We start from the raw sequence: 16,197 nt of genomic DNA on the forward strand, positions 1-16,197 counted from the left end.
ATTAATCACTGCCCATGAAATCTAAAAATTCCGATTCAGTTCTAGGCTGTAATACAAAATTTGTCTTTTTCTCCTTTCCAATGCTGGAGTATGGAGAATTTCCATAATCGTGTCCTGGATACAATATCAAATTATCATCAAGTTTGTAAAGGACATCGAATAAACTGTGATACAGTTCCCTCCCGCTTCCCCCAGGTAGATCAATTCTTCCACAATTTCCTACAAAGAGAGTATCACCAGAGAAAATCTTGCCGTCACCAATTAGACACATGCTATCTTCAGAGTGCCCGGGTGTATGAATTACAACAAGTTCTGATTTACCAAATAGTATTTTGTCCCCGTTGGATACAGGAATATCATTTTTCAAGGTGGATGACTTGTGTTGTATAATTTTAGATTTGGTGTATTTTACCATCGCATCATTTCCCACAGTGTGGTCAAAATGATGATGTGTGTTTATCACATACTTAATTTTGAGATTGTTCTTTTCAATAATATCAATTACAAGATCTAGATCCCAAGAGGGATCTATTATAACAGATTCTTTTGTTTCCTCATCCTCAACAACATATGTAAAATTTTGCATGTTGCCAACTTGAAGTTGATGCACTTTCAAGATAATACACCAATCTCTGCCTCAGGAGGAATACCTATCTTTTCAACCACAATCGTGCCACACATATCCTGACCCTTAGGCATTCCAATTTTCATTTTATGATAAGTTATAGTTAGATCAGCCTTTACACATTTGTCATGTACTATTCCAGTATCAGGATCAAGTCCTGATGGCACATCAACAGATAATTTGAAGGCATTAGATTTGTTTATCAAGTCTATTGCTGAGGAATACGGTTCCCTGATTTTACCATATATCCCAGTACCCAAAATCCCATCCACTATTACATCTGCATCAAGCATGATTTTACTAGGATCAGAAGTAATGATGAGATTTATTGAGTTCATTTTTTCTAGAATTTTCCAGTTAGAATTTGCTTCCTCTGTTTTTATCTTGTCAGGATTTCCTAAAAGGACCACAGTTGGATTACCATCAAATGCTGCAATATGTCTAGCAACAACAAAGGCATCTCCCCCATTATTCCCCAATCCAGCAAAAACAAATATCTTCACAGATCGTAAATCAGGATAACGTTCAACAATATGTCTTGTAGTGATAGCTCCAGCATTTTCCATCATTAATTTTCTGAAGAAACCCATTTGGTGACCATTCTCTTCAATTTGCATCATTTGCTTAACAGTAATTTCCATATCAATATTGAATTTCATGTCAAATAAGGGCTTTACCAATTACATAGATCAAAGAATTATCAAGATAGTGGTTTACTAGGGTTGAACAGAGATCAATAGGAGTACATTATTGAGAATGAACAAACGACCAGAATTTTATTTTGCAAAACAAGATTTCAAATTATTCAAAAATGATGTGTTCAGTCAGGGCATTTTTGTAAATTTGTATGCGGGAGAAGGGATTTGAACCCTCGAAATCCTAAGATACTAGCCCCTCAAGCTAGCGCCTTTGACCAGGCTGGGCGACTCCCGCAATTGGTTTTACCCATGTATGGTTTTTATAAGCCTTGATTACTTTTTGTGACTGTGTTAATTCCTGTCAGATGTTTTACTTGTGGAAATTTAATTGCCGACAAGTTTAAGGAATATCAGAGTCGTGTCAAGGGAGGAGAAGATCCGGGCAAAGTTTTAGATTCTTTTGGTTTTAAGAGATATTGTTGCAGATCTATGATTTTGACATCAGTTGAAACAATTCATCAAGTAATCCCATTTTACGAAGCTATTAAACGAAGAGAACAAGAAGTAAGATCTGAATTAGAATAGAATGCCACGGATCACATCGATAACGGGCAGAATATTATACAATAGCAGAGGAAGTAAAACAATAGAAGTTGATGTAATATCAGATGAAAAATATCTGGGGAGAGTTTGTGCCCCATCAGGTGCAAGTGTTGGAAAACATGAAGCACAAAGTTTTCCTCAGGATAAACCTGAAAAAAGCATCGACATTTTACAAAAAAATAAGAAAAAATTCATTGGATTAGATTCATCAGATCTCAAAACAATTCATGAGACACTTCGAGATATTGATCAAACTCCTAATTATTCAAAAATAGGTGGCTCACTGGCATTTGCATTGACCATTGCAGCAACAGAATCTGCAGCAAGAGCATTAGAAACACCCATGTTCCAAATATTATCAAAAGATTCAACCTTTAGATATCCACTTCCACTTGGAAACATTCTTGGTGGAGGAGCTCATGCAGGACCTGGCACACCAGATATTCAGGAAATACTAGTCTGCGCCACAGGATCTAAAAATATTCAAGATGCAATAGAAACTAATTTGTCCATACACAAAGAAGTTGGAAAAATTCTTGCAAAAAGAGATCCAAGTTTTACAAATGGAAGAGGTGACGAAGGAGGGTGGGCTCCTAAATTAAAAAATGATGAAGCATTAGAGATATCAGCAAAAGCATGTGAACAACTAGGTTTCACATTGGGAAAAGAAGTCTCACTTGGAGTAGATTTCGCTTCATCGACTCAATGGAATGAGAAAAAGAAAAAATATGTTTACAATAGAGCAGGATTCGAAAACACACCAGAAGAACAGATCGAATTTGCTTCAAGCATAATAAAAAAATACAAACTTGTGTATGCTGAAGATGCTGTCCACGAAGAAGCGTTCAATGATATGTCAGTGTTAACCAAAAGATTTCCACGTGTACTCATAACCGGAGATGATTTACTAGTGACAAATACTCAAATTCTTAAAAAAGCAATAAAAATCAAGGCCTGTAACGGTGCAATATTAAAGGTAAATCAGGCGGGAAGCTTATACGATGCATTGGAGTTTGCAAAAGAAGCAAATAAGAACAACGTGAGATTGATTACATCACACAGATCTGGTGAATCCATAGACTCGCATATATCTCACATAGGACTTGCCACCAAGTCAAAGATGCTCAAGGTGGGGATAATAGGCGGAGAACGAATAGCAAAATTAAATGAACTTGTACGACTTTCAGAGTATGATTTAATACGTGGAATGGCCGAGATTTAAAAACACAGAATGAGTAAACAAGAAGAACTTGATCACATGGAGAAATATGTGCTATCTACTGGAATACGAGTAGGAACACAAGTAAAAACAAAATTCATGACTCCATTTGTTACCAAGGCTACTAATGAGGGACTTTACATAATTGACAGTAAAAAGACATTATCCAGAATTCAAACAGCTGCAAAGTTCATCAACAGATCAGATTCTACAAAGATAATAGTCTGTTCAGGCAGAGAATATGCTAGCACCCCTGTTGAAAAATTTTGTGAGGTTACAGGTACAACTCCAATGCTTGGAAGATTTATGCCTGGAACTTTGACAAATCCATCATTACCATACTACATAGAACCACAACTAGTTTTTGTGTCAGATCCACAGGTAGATGAACAGGCAGTAATTGAAGCCACCAATGCAGGTATTCCAGTAATAGGAATTTCCAATACAGACAACGTTACATCAAAGTTAGATCTTGTAATACCAGCAAATAACAGAGGTAGAAAATCATTGGCCGCAATATATTGGCTTTTGGCAAGAGAAATACTATTGCAGAAAGGCAAGATAAAAAATGCAGATTCCATGCAATATCAAATAGATGACTTTGAAACTAAAATAACAGAAGAAGAGTTAGAAGAAGAGACAGAACGAATTCCCCCTCAGAGAACAAGAACACAGAGGCAATAACAATGCAGGTAAGGACGCCTGCTGTGGCAGGTATGTTCTACCCAAAAGACAAGCAAGAATTAGAGACAACAATAGAAAAATGTTTTTTACATAAATACGGACCAGAAAAATTACCACCTTCTCATACAGATAAAAAAATTATTGGCATCATATGTCCTCATGCAGGATATCAATACTCAGGTCCAATAGCTGCAAATTCTTATTATGAAATATCAGGACAGAAACCAGATCTGGTCATAATCATAGGACCGAATCACTGGGGAATTGGACAGAACATAGCAACCATGAAAGAATGCACATGGAGAACTCCCATGGGAGACATAGAGGTAGACACTCAAGCTGCAATAGAAATCAATAACATGGTACAACACATAGAGCTAGATTTCTTTGCGCATTCAAAGGATCATTGTTTGGAAGTACAAATTCCTATGCTTCAAAAAATATTTCAGCACACATTCAAGATTTTACCAATAATTTTGAATGATCAGAGGTTAGAAACTGCTCTAGAGGTTGGTAAAAGCATAGCAAAAATTGCAAAAAACAGAAAAACAATAGTGATAGGATCTTCAGATTTTACACATTACGAACCAAATGACATAGCACATAAGAAAGACAAATCTTTGATAGATGCAATAGTAGAATTGAACGTGAATAAATTTTATAATATTTTGCAAAAAAAACAGATCAGTGCTTGTGGATATGGAGCGATTGCATCCACCATGATGGCTTGTAAAGAGCTTGGAGCAAACAGTGGGACATTAATCAGATATGCTACCAGTGGTGACATATCAGGAGATAAGAGCTCAGTGGTCGGATATGCATCGATAGTTTTTTCATGAAATCAGTAGCATCAGCACCCGGAAAGATTATTCTTTTTGGGGAACATTTTGTGGTATACGGAGTAAAGGCCATACTATGTTCTATAGATAAAAGAATAATTGCCACATCTCAGTGCATAGATGAAAAAATAATCAAAATAAAATCATCCTTAGGAGAATCAAGTATGAAACTTGATGCATTAGAGGGTTTAGACAGCATATCACCAAAATTCATGAAGCCTTTTTTTTACATCATACAGAAAACAATGAAAGAAAGAAATGAAAGCACAGGTATCGAAGTAGTTTTAGAGTCCCAAATACCGGCAGGAGTAGGCTTAGGATCGTCATCTGCCGCTTGCGTTGCAGTAGCAGCTTCGGTAAACGGTTTGTTTGGTAAATTAACAAGGGAAGAAGTATTAAAAATTGCCATCGAGGCAGAACGAACAATTTTTGAACAGAATTCAGGAGCAGATGCATCAATATCAGTATTTGGAGGATTAGCATCATATGATCGAAGTACTGGATTTCACAACATATTATCAAAAAATAATTTGAACTTTATAATATCAAATTCAGGTCAAACCCACAATACTGAAGAAGTTGTGCAACAAGTTAAAAATTTCAAAGAAAAAAATGAGAGTCTTTTTTTCAATCTATGTAAGCAAGAAGAAGAGATAATCAGAAATGCGACTGTAGCTCTAGAAAAAAACAATATCAACGAACTTGGTTTATTGATGTCAAAGAATCACGAGTTATTAAAGAAAATAGGAGTATCTACAGAGAAGATAGATTTGATGATCAACGAAGCAAAATTGACATCATACGGAGCAAAGATAACAGGAGCAGGGGGAGGCGGATGTACAATATCCCTGGTAGATGATCACAATAGAAAGAAAACACTAAACAATCTACAGAAAATTTCAGATTGCTTTATCACAAGAATAGATCACTCAGGATTAAGATACGAACAGTCTTGACATGACATGTCATTTTAGAGAGATACTTTTTAAAACAGTATACATCATTGATAAAAATCATGATCCTAATTAAGCTTGGAGGTTCAATAATCACAAACAAGGAAAAACCATTAACGCCCAATAGAAATGCAATAAGAAAAATTGCATCAAGTCTCAGAAATGTAAAAGAACCAATCATAATAGTACATGGCGGTGGTTCTTTTGGACATTATTGGTCAGTCAAGTATGATATGCATACAAAACCTCAGAAACATCAACCAAAAGGAGTTGCAGCAGTAAAGAATTCCATGGTAGATCTTAACAGAATTGTATTAGAATTATTTTTTGAATCAGGTTTGAATCCATATTGTTTACCCCCTAGTGATTTCATGATAGGGAATAAACCAAATACAGAAAAAGTAAAAGAGATTCCCAAGATAGCCAAGACCGGTTTAATACCAGTTTCATACGGAGATGCAATGTGGTTTGGAAAGAACAAATTTTACATTTTATCAGGAGATAAAATAATGGGGATTCTTTCAAAACTATTACGTCCACGTCTGGTAATTTTTGTTACTAATGTGGATGGAGTATATGCAGACATGAAAAGTAAGAGACTCCTAAATGAAATCACTAAGGAGATGCCAATAACTTCAGAGGTAAAAATGGACGTAACGGGAGGTATGTCTCGTAAAATAAAGGAAGCATTTACCATATCAAAGAATGGAATCAATGTTTTCTTTGTAAATGGAAACCATCCAAAAAGAATAACAAATGCAATAAATGGCAAGAGTTTTGAGGGGACTATATTCAGGGGATAGTATGGAATATCTAATCCTAGTAGATAGTAATGATAAACAGATAGGAACTGAAGAGAAAGTAAAATGCCATTTGCCTAACGGGAAACTTCATAGAGCTTTTACCATATTTTTGTTCAACAGGGAAGGAAAACTTTTGCTTACTCAAAGAAGTATGAGTAAGATGCTATGGCCTGGAGACTGGGATGGAACTGTGGCAAGCCATCCAAGGCAATCAGAAAATTACATCTCTTCTGCAGAAAGAAGATTACCAGAAGAATTAGGAGTAACATGCAAGCTAGACTATCTCTATAAATTTGAATACCATGTACCATACAAAGACATAGGATCAGAAAACGAAGTTTGCGGAACATTGATTGGAATACTAGATGATCCTACAGGAATAAAACTTGTAAAAGATGAGATTTCAGACATAAGATGGGTATCTTTAGAACAAGTATCAGCAGAGATTATTAATTCACCGCAGATTTTCTGTCCTTGGATGTTAGTTGCACTCTATTTCTTATCAGAGTCAAGTCAAAACATTAACGATAGACACAAAGAGATTATCAACAAGTGGAAAAATAATGAGCAACTTAGAAACAATCTAGAAAAATCATTAGAGTATCATTTTCCAGATCATAAATGGGAGCTTAAAAAAGAATGAAATTTGAAAATATTACAAAAACAGTATCTACTGTAGATTCATTTCTTGCATCCAGACTCAGAGGAGAACCAAGAGAATTATACAGTGCTGCGAGCTATTTGATAGAACACGGAGGAAAACGACTCAGACCATACATGGTGATCAAAAGCTGTCAAATTGTAGGAGGAAATAAGAAACAGGCAATGGCTGCTGCTGCCGCAGTTGAAATGGTGCATAATTTCACACTTGTTCATGATGACATAATGGATAATGATGAGATGAGACATGGAGTTCCTACAGTTCACATGCGATTTGGAATGCCGGTGGGAATTCTAGCTGGAGATTTATTATTCTCTAGGGCATTTGAGACTATATCAAATCCATATTTTGGTAAGACAGCCAGTATTGGTTTGAATTTAGTATCTACCCTAGCAAAGGCTTGTACTGATGTATGTGAAGGACAAACGCTTGACATCAACATGGCAAAATCAAGTAAGATACCAAGTGAGGATCAATACATAAAAATGATTGAAAAAAAGACATCATCATTATTTGTAGCATCTTGTGCTATGGGAGCAATATCAGCCGACAAAAATGATGCAGATGTCAAAAGATTATCCACATTTGGAAGAAATTTAGGAATTGCGTTTCAGATAATTGATGATTTAATCGGTGTCACGGGGGATCCAAAGATTACAAAAAAACCAGTAGGAAATGACATCAGGGAAGGAAAAAAATCACTACCAATTCTCATGGCAATAAAAAAAGCAAGCAAGCAAGAAAGGAGAATCATCCTCAAAGCATTTGGAAATCATACTGCTTCAAAAACAGAAGTACAAAAGGCAGTATCAACAATTGCTGCCCTTGGAATTGAGAGTGCAATCAAGCATAAAGCTCTGCAACATTCCAATGTTGCCAAGAAATCAATATCAACATACAATGGAACAGCAAAAAATGAATTACTCTCATTACTTGATTTCGTGGTAGAGAGGAGCCTATAATTGAGTGATGATGTAAAGAGAGTAATAAGAGGTATTGCTCTTCTTAATGCATCAGAACATGATGGTAAGACTAGAAATGATTCAGTTATTCCAAAAGTGATGGGAATCAAACCAGAACTTCGCTCAAAAATCAAAGAGATAATTCCGCTCATTTCAGAAATTGTAGAAGAAGTTAACAAATTATCAGTTGAATTACAAAAAGAGGAACTCAAGAATAAATATGCAGAACTTTTAGTAACAAAACCAAAACAAGAAAGAACTGGGCTTCCACCACTTGAAGGAGCAGAACAAGGAAATGTAATAACCAGATTTCCACCAGAGCCAAATGGTTATCCACACATAGGTCATGCAAAGGCTTCAATCATAGATGAAGAATATGCTAAAATGTATGGTGGAAAACTCATTCTAAGATTTGATGACACCAATCCAGAAAAGGAGCGCCTAGAATATTATGCGGCCATAAAAGTAGGCCTAGATTGGCTTGGAGTCAAATATGATCGTGTAAAAAATACTTCTGATGACATGGAGATAATCTACAGTAAAGCTAGAGAACTTATTGATTCAGGCGATGCATACGTATGCACATGTGACAAAGAGACAATTAGCAACAATAGAAGAGAGAAGAAATCATGCAAGTGTAGTTTAGGAGATAAGGATCAAAACATAACTCGATGGAATAAAATGTTCGATAAATTCAAGCCGGGAGAAGCAATAGTAAGGTTCCGAGGAAATATGAATTCAGACAATACAGTGATGAGAGATCCTACGTTACTTAGAATAATAGACGAATCTCATCCAATTCACAAGGATAAGTACAGAGTATGGCCAAATTATGACTTTGCAGTAGCAATAGAAGACAGCATAGATGGAATAACACATGCTTTTAGAACAAAAGAATATGAATTACGAACAGAGCTCTATTACACATTACTTGATAAAATGAATATGCGGAAACCAAAGATGTTAGAGTTTTCAAGATTAGAATTTCAAGGGATGCCCGTATCCAAACGAGTTTTGAAACCGTTAGTAGAGGAGGGAAAAGTATCAGGGTTTGATGATCCCAGACTTCCCACTTTAGAGGGATTACGTAGAAGAGGTATTGTTCCAGAAGCTATTAGAAAATTTATTCTTTCGTTAGGATTTACCAAATCTGATACTATGCCACCATTTGAGACACTTGAATCGTTTAACAGAAAGATAGTTGATCCTACCAGTGTAAGATTGTTCATTGTTTTTGATCCTGTAAAGCTAAGAGTCATCAACAATAATCTTACCGAGATAGAGATTTCAAATCATCCACAAACAGAGATGGGTAAAAGAAAGATTGCAATAGATGGAACTTTCTACATATCAGGAGACGATGCAAAAACATTGAAGATTGGAGAGGAGATAAGATTACTTGAAGCATATAATGTTAGAATAACAAAGATAGGACAAGAAATAGAATGTGAGGTTATTGATACAGGTCATAAATCAAATATACCAAAGATACAATGGATTACACAAAAAAATCCTGTGAATTTAGAGGTGTTGATACCAAAAATACTATTCAATGATGACCAATTTAACGAAGATAGTCTAGAAGTCAAGAAGGCTTTAACAGAGCAATACTACTTAGAATTAAATGTGGGATCAGAAATTCAGTTCATAAGATTCGGATATTGCAGAAAAGATTCTGCAAACCAAGCGATATACACACACAAGTGAAGAAAATGAAAATTGCACGATTGCTTAGACAAAATATGGAAACATATGCTTTTGTCAACGAGAACAAAGTTCTGACAAGAGAAAATATGACAGCTCAGACAGGAATTCCCATACCACAAAGTATCAAAGACTTTTTGTTTGATGGATGGTATGATGAGATAAAAAACAATGTAAAGAATTTACAATATACTGAAAACTTGGCAGATTACAAATTATTACCTCCGATTCCAAATCCATCAAAAATAATTTGTTTGGCATTCAATTACAAAGATCATGCAAAAGAACAGAATTTGATTCCCCCGGATGAGCCGGCCATAGTAATCAAACCCAGAACAACACTTAACGGAGCTACATCAGACATCATATGTCCATCATTTGTTTCAAAGCTTGATTATGAAATAGAACTTGCAGTAATAATTGGCAAAGATTGTAAAAACATATCAGAAAAAGAGGCAAAAGAATCTATTTTCGGATATATGATCTTAAACGATACTTCTGCACGAGACATACAAGCAAAAGATAAACAATTTACCAGAGCAAAAGGTTTTGATACATTTGCACCATGTGGACCATGGATAACTTCTGCGGACGAAATACCAGAACCTCAGAATTTGAAAATGATGACCAAAGTTAATGGAAGTATTAGACAAAATTCATCTACATCAAACATGCATCTAAAGGTATATTCAATTGTGTCACTACTAAGCAAAGCAATGACATTAGAAAAAGGAGACATAATATCAACTGGAACGCCAGCAGGAGTCATGCTCAATAAACCAGATGCAGTATTTTTAAAAGACGGAGATAAAATAGAGATGGAAATAGAACATCTTGGAAAATTACAAAATACAGTCAAGTTCGTGTAACAGAATTTTATTCATGCATTAAAATTATTAAGACGTAATACAGTTTCACTACATGGGAAAAATAATAATTGGAAAAACTAGTGATTTTGTACCTGGCAAAATGCAAAAAGTCACTATAGATGGAAAAGACATTCTTGTTGCAAATATAGATGGGATGCTTTATGCAATAAATGATACTTGTACGCATGCAGGAGCAAGTCTTTCAGAAGGGAATTTAGACGGACAAATTGTGACGTGTGGATGGCATAATGCAAAATTTGATTGCAGAACAGGCAAACTTGCAGAATTTCCAGTCAAAGTAAAAGATTTGAATTCATACAAAGTGATTATAGAATCAGAAAATGTCTTTGTAGAAGTATAATGCAAACTTTATAAAATAAGCTCAATTAGCATAAGCTTGAATGCTCAATGGTCGAAAAAAAGGATCCAAATATTGATACTCTAAATACGGCCATCAACACATTAGCAGAAATTGCCTCAAATCCTTCTACACCGAGAAACATCAAGAAAGACTTGACTGATCTTGTAGCAGAATTGAAAAAACAGGATTTCCCAGTATCTGTAAGGGCTGCAAATGCAATAAGCATACTCGATGACATATCGCAGGATCCAAACATGCCGTCATATGTCAGGGTCACATTATGGCAAGCAGTTTCTGCCCTGGAAAGAATAAGAGAATAAATTCAGCGTGTACGTATCATGAAGAAATCATGAAAATCGAAGAATATCTTTCGTCTCTTCCAAGTTCAATAATTAATGGTGACGATATAGAGTTACCAGACAATACAATAAGAGATATGCTCAAGTTTGCAGGTTTACAAGAGAAGGATGTTTTTTATCACTTGGGATGTGGAACAGGCAAAGGTATTGCCATTGCAGTACAAGAATTCGGAGTAAAGAAAGCTATAGGGATTGACAGCAACAAGACCAAGATATTAGAAGGACAAACATTTCTAAAGGACAAACATATCACAAGTGGATCGCTCATACATGAAGACATAACAATTTCAGACATGAATGATGCCACTGTGATACTTTTTTGGTTTTCGGATGAAAAGATAATTCAGACAATGACGGATAGGTTCAAAAAATTGAACCCAGGATGTAGAATCATAACAATATGGGGACCACTTGCAGGACATATGCCCGATAAAGTGGATTTTCCTTTTATTCTAAATATCACGCCATTTAAAAAAGCAGAATCACTACGACAACAAATGCTTGCCATATTCGATACAGATTGCATAGATTTTGCAGTGGCATGGGAGTTTGCAGACAGATATTCAAAAGCGATAAGTTCCAGAGATTCGGAAAACGACAGATTTTTGACAATATTACAAACACTTGTCATATGGATAAACGCAAAGAATCTTGGAGTTGCCTGTGGGGACGACATACCAGATCCTGTGAAAAGCTACATTGGAATCCTTAAGACATTTTTCAACATTGAAGTTGAACACCTTCTCAAATAGACAACATCTCAGTCATGCTTTTATTTGCAGAATACCATAGAGCATACAGCATGCAAGAAAGGATAAACATCAATGTATCAGCAATAGACTATGAAAATACTAGCAAGGCAATCATTTCAACACTAGACAGCGTAGAGAAGATGGTTCATGGTGAAAATGATTTCATAGTGACAGATTCAGAATTTGCTTTTGGATGGCATTTCTACGTGGTTTGTGTAAACAAGTCACTTGTAAAAAAATTATCAGATCAGATGGGACCAGATTTTGAAAAAATAAAGGGGAAGGGAATGGAACACAAGTTTTTGACATGGCTAACCGATAAGGTGATGCAAAAAAATCTCAAAGTCAAGTTAGCTATAAAAGAAGAAATGGAATCAAGCAAGTTCGGCATATTTTGATCAATAATTCAGTCCTTGCAATATTACAAAAATAAAGGCCCTTGAGGGGAATCGAACCCCTGTCCGGGGATCCACAGTCCCCTATACTCGCCACTGTACTACAAGGGCCACATAAAGAAAATCGTTGTCAATCCAGTATTAATCTTAACGCAATCAAGCCAATAGAAGAGATATCAGTTATGTCAATAGTTTAGGGATTGATAATTCCCCTACCAATTATCTTTCCTTCTTTTAGCATTGTTAGTGCCTCGGTAGCTTGATTGAGTTTGAATCTATTTGAGATAACAGGTTTTATTATATCCCTACGTGCAAGCGAGATCAATTCAATCATATCCGTCATAGAGCCAGTGTATGAGCCCATAATTTTGTATGCTCTAGTAGGCATAGTAACTAGATTCAGTTGCAAAGAACCACCAAAAAGACCCACGAGAACTACACGTGCTCTACGTCGTAGTATTTGCATATCAGTTTCAACAGATTTAGTGGCATTTACAAAATCAATTACAGCATCAGCACCCAAGTTACCTGTCAATTCCATTATTGCTTTTACAGGATCTTCTTTTGTTGAATTGATAACAACATCGGCACCACTTTGTTTTGCTATTTTCAACTTGTCATCATTAACATCAAGTGAGATTATTCTTGCACCGCTAATTGCTTTTGCCAATTGGATTCCCATCAATCCAAGGCCCCCAGCGCCAACAACTACTACATTATCATCAGGATTCAATTTAGCTGTTTTAATTGCTCCATAAGCAGTAAGAGCTGAACAAGATAACGGTGCACATACATCAGTTTCCATATCATTTATTTTTGCAAGATATTTGTAACTTGGAACAAGTACATATTCAGCATAACCCCCATCATTATACACTCCCAAAGATCGTGGTTTATCACAAAGATTTTCTTCACCTACCCTGCAAGCAGGACACAAACCTTCTCCAATCCAAGGAAATACTAGGACTTTTTCATTTTTCACAAATCCTTCCACATCTTCACCCATGCTTTCTACTACTCCTGCTACCTCATGTCCAGGAGTCAACGGATATTTTACACCCCTATCAGTGGTTTTCATAAATGAGCCTGCAGGACCTTCATATCCACCATCCCAGAGATGTATATCACTGTGGCACACACCGGCAGATTCTACTCTGATAAGAACTTGAGAACCACGCGGAGTAGGAGTTTGAAGAGATTGAATTTCCAAAGGTTCTTTCACTTTGACTATTCTTGCAGCATTCATGTAATGACCTACCAATATGTAATATAAGATAGTTTTGTGAATACAAGATCAGATCAGGATTACTTTAGATCTTTGTATTGCATATTGTCATCAAATGTTTGATGAAAATCAAGGTTAGGTTTATTAGCAACAGAAAAACTATCCGCAATTATGAAGTTGAGAATGTGGTGGGTTTCCATGGGAATCGCTGCAGGTGTGGTATTTTATGCCATGATATACCTAGGTACAGTTCTTTGTGTTCCAATGGAAAATGCTCCATGTGTATCGTTCCTGAAATAGAATCCCATCTAGATTTATTTAAGCCACTGCAAACATCTAGTTGACCATGAGTTGTTCTGGAGAGACTCTTGAGGTTGATAATGAATTCATTCAGATCAAGCCATTGATTTTAGGCCAGCTGAAGAAAGCAAAGTACGGAGTTTCAGATCACGCTACAGTGGAACTGTGTCATTGGACAAAAAAATCATTCAAAGATGAAGGTCAATGTTACAAGCACAAGTTTTATGGAATTTCTACACATAGATGCATGGAATTTTCACCAGCTGGGATGTTCTGTGAAAACAGATGTGTGTATTGTTGGAGACCAATGGAGTTTTACAGTGCTATGAAGATGCCAGTTGAGAAAGTTGCGCCACCAGAAGTTATCATGGTCAATTTAATGGAAGAGAGAAACAAGTTGATCATGGGTCATTACGGTGATCCAAAAAGCAACAAGGAGAAACTCGATGAATCGTTACTTCCAAGTCATTATGCCATTTCATTATCAGGAGAACCTACAATGTATCCACAACTACCTGATCTTATAAAATATCTAAAGAGTCTCAAGAATACAAAGTCAATATTTCTAGTAACAAATGGGCAGGAACCAGAAATGTTAGAGAGGTTAAGAGATGAGAACGCATTGCCTACACAGTTGTATTTGTCTACAAATGCACCGAATCAAGAGATATTTGCATTAGTAAATAGGCCAAAATATCAAGATGCTTGGCAAAGATGGAATACAAGTCTTGAACTTTTGTCAGAACTTGACACAAGAACAGTATTACGATTTACCCTGATTAAAGATTACAACTCCGATGAAAAATTAATTCCTTCATATTCAGAGATGATAAATCGCTCCAATGTACACTTTATAGAAATAAAATCATACATGCATGTAGGCAGATCAACTAACAGATTACAATATTCAAATTCTCTGAGCATAGCAGAAGTAAGAGATTTTGTAGACAAACTATCAAGAGAAAGTAAAACATATTCAATCATGGATGAAAGTGAAATTTCAAGAATAGTGGTGTTACAAAATCAACAACGATTCACAGATCGTTGGATTTCTTCTTATTCAGATACCAATTAGAGAATTTCTCCAACGCTAGATATCTATGTGATATTTGATTTTTTTCTGCAAGTTTAGAGTACGGTTTATTTTTCCCGCGCGGAATAAATATTGGATCAAATCCCCATTTTGTTCCATATTTTTTTCTAGATATAATTCCAGAAACAGACGCACCAAACAAGTGAACAACACCAGATCTTTCACAGTATGCAATGACTGATTTGAATATCGCATCTCGTTTGACATCTAATAGTTTAAGAATTCCATCATTACCAATTGTATCAAAAACATATGATGAATATGGTCCCGGAAATCCATGTAGCGATTTTATAAAAAGTCCTGCATCCTCTACAATCACAGGCTTAGAACATAAAGAAAAAGCATGAATTGCCTTATGTTTTGCAATGTCTTCAAGATCACCTGCCTGTATTTCTTGCAGATGTAATTTCAGCAATCCCAATTTTAGGCCAAATTTTGATACAATCTTTTCAACTTCTTCAAATTTGTGTTTATTTGAGCTTACAAAAAAGACATCATATGACATTTGCATATCTACCCCTACTCTCTATGATGGAGACCTGACTTACGACCTTTTCTGTGACATGTGTTCCAAGCATAATTCTGTATCCGTTTACAAATGAACTCCATGCATCCTCCATAATTTGGACATGAGCACTATTTAGGACCTCTTTGAATAATCGTAGATCAATTGCATAGTCATCAATTTTGTCAGTTTTTTGAGCCAGACCAAAGTCAAGTATTACCAAGCGATTTTTAGAGAGAATAAAATTCGAAGTGGTCAGATCTCCGTGCATAATGCCATTTTTGTGAAGGGTTCCAATCAGTTTTCCAATCTCTGTAGATATCGTGATGATTTTCTTAGGAGGCAGATCTTTAACCAGTTTTCCGTGTATCAACTGTAGATAGATCATGCATTTTCTCTCGTCAACAAAATAAACAATCGGTGTAGTAATCCCAAAAGATTTGGATTCGGAAATTAATCTTGCTTCCCGAATAGTTCGTAGTGTTCGTATTCGTTGATCAAGAGAATCAATACGATATTCTTTCTTTTTTCTTATTTTCAAAATTGAGGTTTGCCCATTCCAAGATGCCAAATAGATATCTGCTTCTGCACCTTTTTTGATAAGTTTCAATAAAATTAAGACAAAATAAACATAATTTAAGTTAAAA

Annotated in this window: 21 protein-coding genes and 2 tRNA genes; 16 read left to right on the forward strand and 7 right to left on the reverse strand. The window is 35.7% G+C overall.

The annotated features are described in order from the left end of the window. Window position 1: 1 nt before the first annotated feature. From NSIN_RS00390 to NSIN_RS00400, 3 genes are all read right to left on the reverse strand, one after another. Entirely contained in the window at window positions 2-616 is a 615-nt protein-coding gene (locus tag NSIN_RS00390) for an MBL fold metallo-hydrolase (protein WP_101008845.1), read from the reverse strand. After that, window positions 613-1,266, reverse strand: a complete 654-nt coding sequence (locus tag NSIN_RS00395; RefSeq protein WP_101008846.1) for an NAD(P)H-hydrate epimerase — start codon at window positions 1,264-1,266, stop codon at window positions 613-615. Before NSIN_RS00395 ends, NSIN_RS00390 begins: the two co-directional genes overlap by 4 nt. 207 nt (window positions 1,267-1,473) lie before the next feature. After that, window positions 1,474-1,558: transfer RNA gene (locus NSIN_RS00400), tRNA-Leu, on the reverse strand. Window positions 1,559-1,611: 53 nt separating this feature from the next. On the opposite strand from NSIN_RS00400, the gene NSIN_RS00405 reads away from it, so the two are divergent. From NSIN_RS00405 to NSIN_RS00470, 14 genes are read left to right on the forward strand one after another with little or no spacing between them, the layout of a single operon-like run. Next, window positions 1,612-1,848, forward strand: coding sequence for a DNA-directed RNA polymerase subunit N (locus tag NSIN_RS00405; protein ID WP_101009002.1), 237 nt, complete (start codon window positions 1,612-1,614; stop codon window positions 1,846-1,848). Window position 1,849: 1 nt separating this feature from the next. Beyond that, window positions 1,850-3,088 carry a phosphopyruvate hydratase gene (eno, locus tag NSIN_RS00410; RefSeq protein WP_101008847.1) on the forward strand — a complete coding sequence of 413 codons (1,239 nt, stop codon included), beginning with the start codon at window positions 1,850-1,852 and terminating at the stop codon, window positions 3,086-3,088. Window positions 3,089-3,097: 9 nt separating this feature from the next. Further along, window positions 3,098-3,769 carry a 30S ribosomal protein S2 gene (gene rpsB, locus NSIN_RS00415; protein WP_101008848.1) on the forward strand — a complete coding sequence of 224 codons (672 nt, stop codon included), beginning with the start codon at window positions 3,098-3,100 and terminating at the stop codon, window positions 3,767-3,769. A 2-nt stretch (window positions 3,770-3,771) separates the two neighbouring features. Beyond that, window positions 3,772-4,608: an AmmeMemoRadiSam system protein B gene (gene amrB, locus NSIN_RS00420; RefSeq protein ID WP_101008849.1), complete on the forward strand. Its 837-nt coding sequence runs from the start codon at window positions 3,772-3,774 to the stop codon at window positions 4,606-4,608. Beyond that, a complete protein-coding gene (gene mvk, locus NSIN_RS00425; RefSeq protein WP_101008850.1) occupies window positions 4,605-5,564 on the forward strand; it encodes a mevalonate kinase in 960 nt (319 codons plus the stop codon). The genes amrB and mvk overlap by 4 nt, the downstream gene beginning before the upstream one ends. 59 nt (window positions 5,565-5,623) lie before the next feature. Further along, the gene (locus NSIN_RS00430; protein ID WP_101009003.1) at window positions 5,624-6,364 is read left to right on the forward strand and encodes an isopentenyl phosphate kinase; all 741 of its coding nucleotides are present in this window, start codon (window positions 5,624-5,626) and stop codon (window positions 6,362-6,364) included. A 1-nt stretch (window position 6,365) separates the two neighbouring features. Beyond that, the gene (gene idi / locus NSIN_RS00435; RefSeq protein ID WP_101008851.1) at window positions 6,366-7,007 is read left to right on the forward strand and encodes an isopentenyl-diphosphate Delta-isomerase; all 642 of its coding nucleotides are present in this window, start codon (window positions 6,366-6,368) and stop codon (window positions 7,005-7,007) included. After that, complete coding sequence (locus NSIN_RS00440; RefSeq protein WP_101008852.1) at window positions 7,004-7,987, forward strand: polyprenyl synthetase family protein; 984 nt, start codon at window positions 7,004-7,006, stop codon at window positions 7,985-7,987. Before idi ends, NSIN_RS00440 begins: the two co-directional genes overlap by 4 nt. Next, entirely contained in the window at window positions 7,988-9,694 is a 1,707-nt protein-coding gene (locus NSIN_RS00445) for a glutamate--tRNA ligase (RefSeq protein WP_101008853.1), read from the forward strand. 5 nt (window positions 9,695-9,699) lie between these two features. Then, entirely contained in the window at window positions 9,700-10,560 is an 861-nt protein-coding gene (locus NSIN_RS00450) for a fumarylacetoacetate hydrolase family protein (RefSeq protein WP_101008854.1), read from the forward strand. Window positions 10,561-10,612: 52 nt separating this feature from the next. Then, entirely contained in the window at window positions 10,613-10,921 is a 309-nt protein-coding gene (locus NSIN_RS00455; protein WP_101008855.1) for a Rieske (2Fe-2S) protein, read from the forward strand. A gap of 47 nt (window positions 10,922-10,968) precedes the next feature. Next, the gene (locus NSIN_RS00460) at window positions 10,969-11,241 is read left to right on the forward strand and encodes a UPF0147 family protein (protein WP_101008856.1); all 273 of its coding nucleotides are present in this window, start codon (window positions 10,969-10,971) and stop codon (window positions 11,239-11,241) included. 29 nt (window positions 11,242-11,270) lie between these two features. Then, on the forward strand, window positions 11,271-12,032 hold the full coding sequence (locus NSIN_RS00465) for an SAM-dependent methyltransferase (RefSeq protein ID WP_101008857.1): 762 nt from the start codon (window positions 11,271-11,273) through the stop codon (window positions 12,030-12,032). A gap of 50 nt (window positions 12,033-12,082) precedes the next feature. Beyond that, window positions 12,083-12,430 (forward strand): hypothetical protein, encoded by a 348-nt coding sequence (locus tag NSIN_RS00470; RefSeq protein ID WP_101009004.1) that lies wholly within the window; start codon window positions 12,083-12,085, stop codon window positions 12,428-12,430. Between the two features lie 36 nt (window positions 12,431-12,466). Here the strand turns inward: NSIN_RS00470 and NSIN_RS00475 are convergent. Both NSIN_RS00475 and NSIN_RS00480 read right to left on the reverse strand, forming a co-directional pair. Then, window positions 12,467-12,538, reverse strand: a tRNA-His gene (locus NSIN_RS00475). Between the two features lie 82 nt (window positions 12,539-12,620). Further along, window positions 12,621-13,673, reverse strand: coding sequence for an alcohol dehydrogenase (locus tag NSIN_RS00480; protein WP_101008858.1), 1,053 nt, complete (start codon window positions 13,671-13,673; stop codon window positions 12,621-12,623). Window positions 13,674-13,823: 150 nt separating this feature from the next. Between NSIN_RS00480 and NSIN_RS09635 the strand changes: the two genes are divergently transcribed. Further along, window positions 13,824-13,952: a hypothetical protein gene (locus NSIN_RS09635; RefSeq protein ID WP_281259584.1), complete on the forward strand. Its 129-nt coding sequence runs from the start codon at window positions 13,824-13,826 to the stop codon at window positions 13,950-13,952. A 46-nt stretch (window positions 13,953-13,998) separates the two neighbouring features. After that, a complete protein-coding gene (gene twy1 / locus NSIN_RS00485) occupies window positions 13,999-15,027 on the forward strand; it encodes a 4-demethylwyosine synthase TYW1 (protein ID WP_101008859.1) in 1,029 nt (342 codons plus the stop codon). Here the strand turns inward: twy1 and rdgB are convergent. Then, window positions 14,987-15,550 carry an RdgB/HAM1 family non-canonical purine NTP pyrophosphatase gene (gene rdgB, locus NSIN_RS00490; RefSeq protein ID WP_320410659.1) on the reverse strand — a complete coding sequence of 188 codons (564 nt, stop codon included), beginning with the start codon at window positions 15,548-15,550 and terminating at the stop codon, window positions 14,987-14,989. The genes twy1 and rdgB overlap by 41 nt on opposite strands. Then, the gene (locus NSIN_RS00495; protein ID WP_101008861.1) at window positions 15,540-16,160 is read right to left on the reverse strand and encodes a KEOPS complex kinase/ATPase Bud32; all 621 of its coding nucleotides are present in this window, start codon (window positions 16,158-16,160) and stop codon (window positions 15,540-15,542) included. The genes rdgB and NSIN_RS00495 overlap by 11 nt, the downstream gene beginning before the upstream one ends. Window positions 16,161-16,197 lie beyond the last annotated feature (37 nt).

This window comes from Candidatus Nitrosotalea sinensis, assembly GCF_900143675.1.
GTDB lineage: Archaea > Thermoproteota > Nitrososphaeria > Nitrososphaerales > Nitrosopumilaceae > Nitrosotalea > Nitrosotalea sinensis.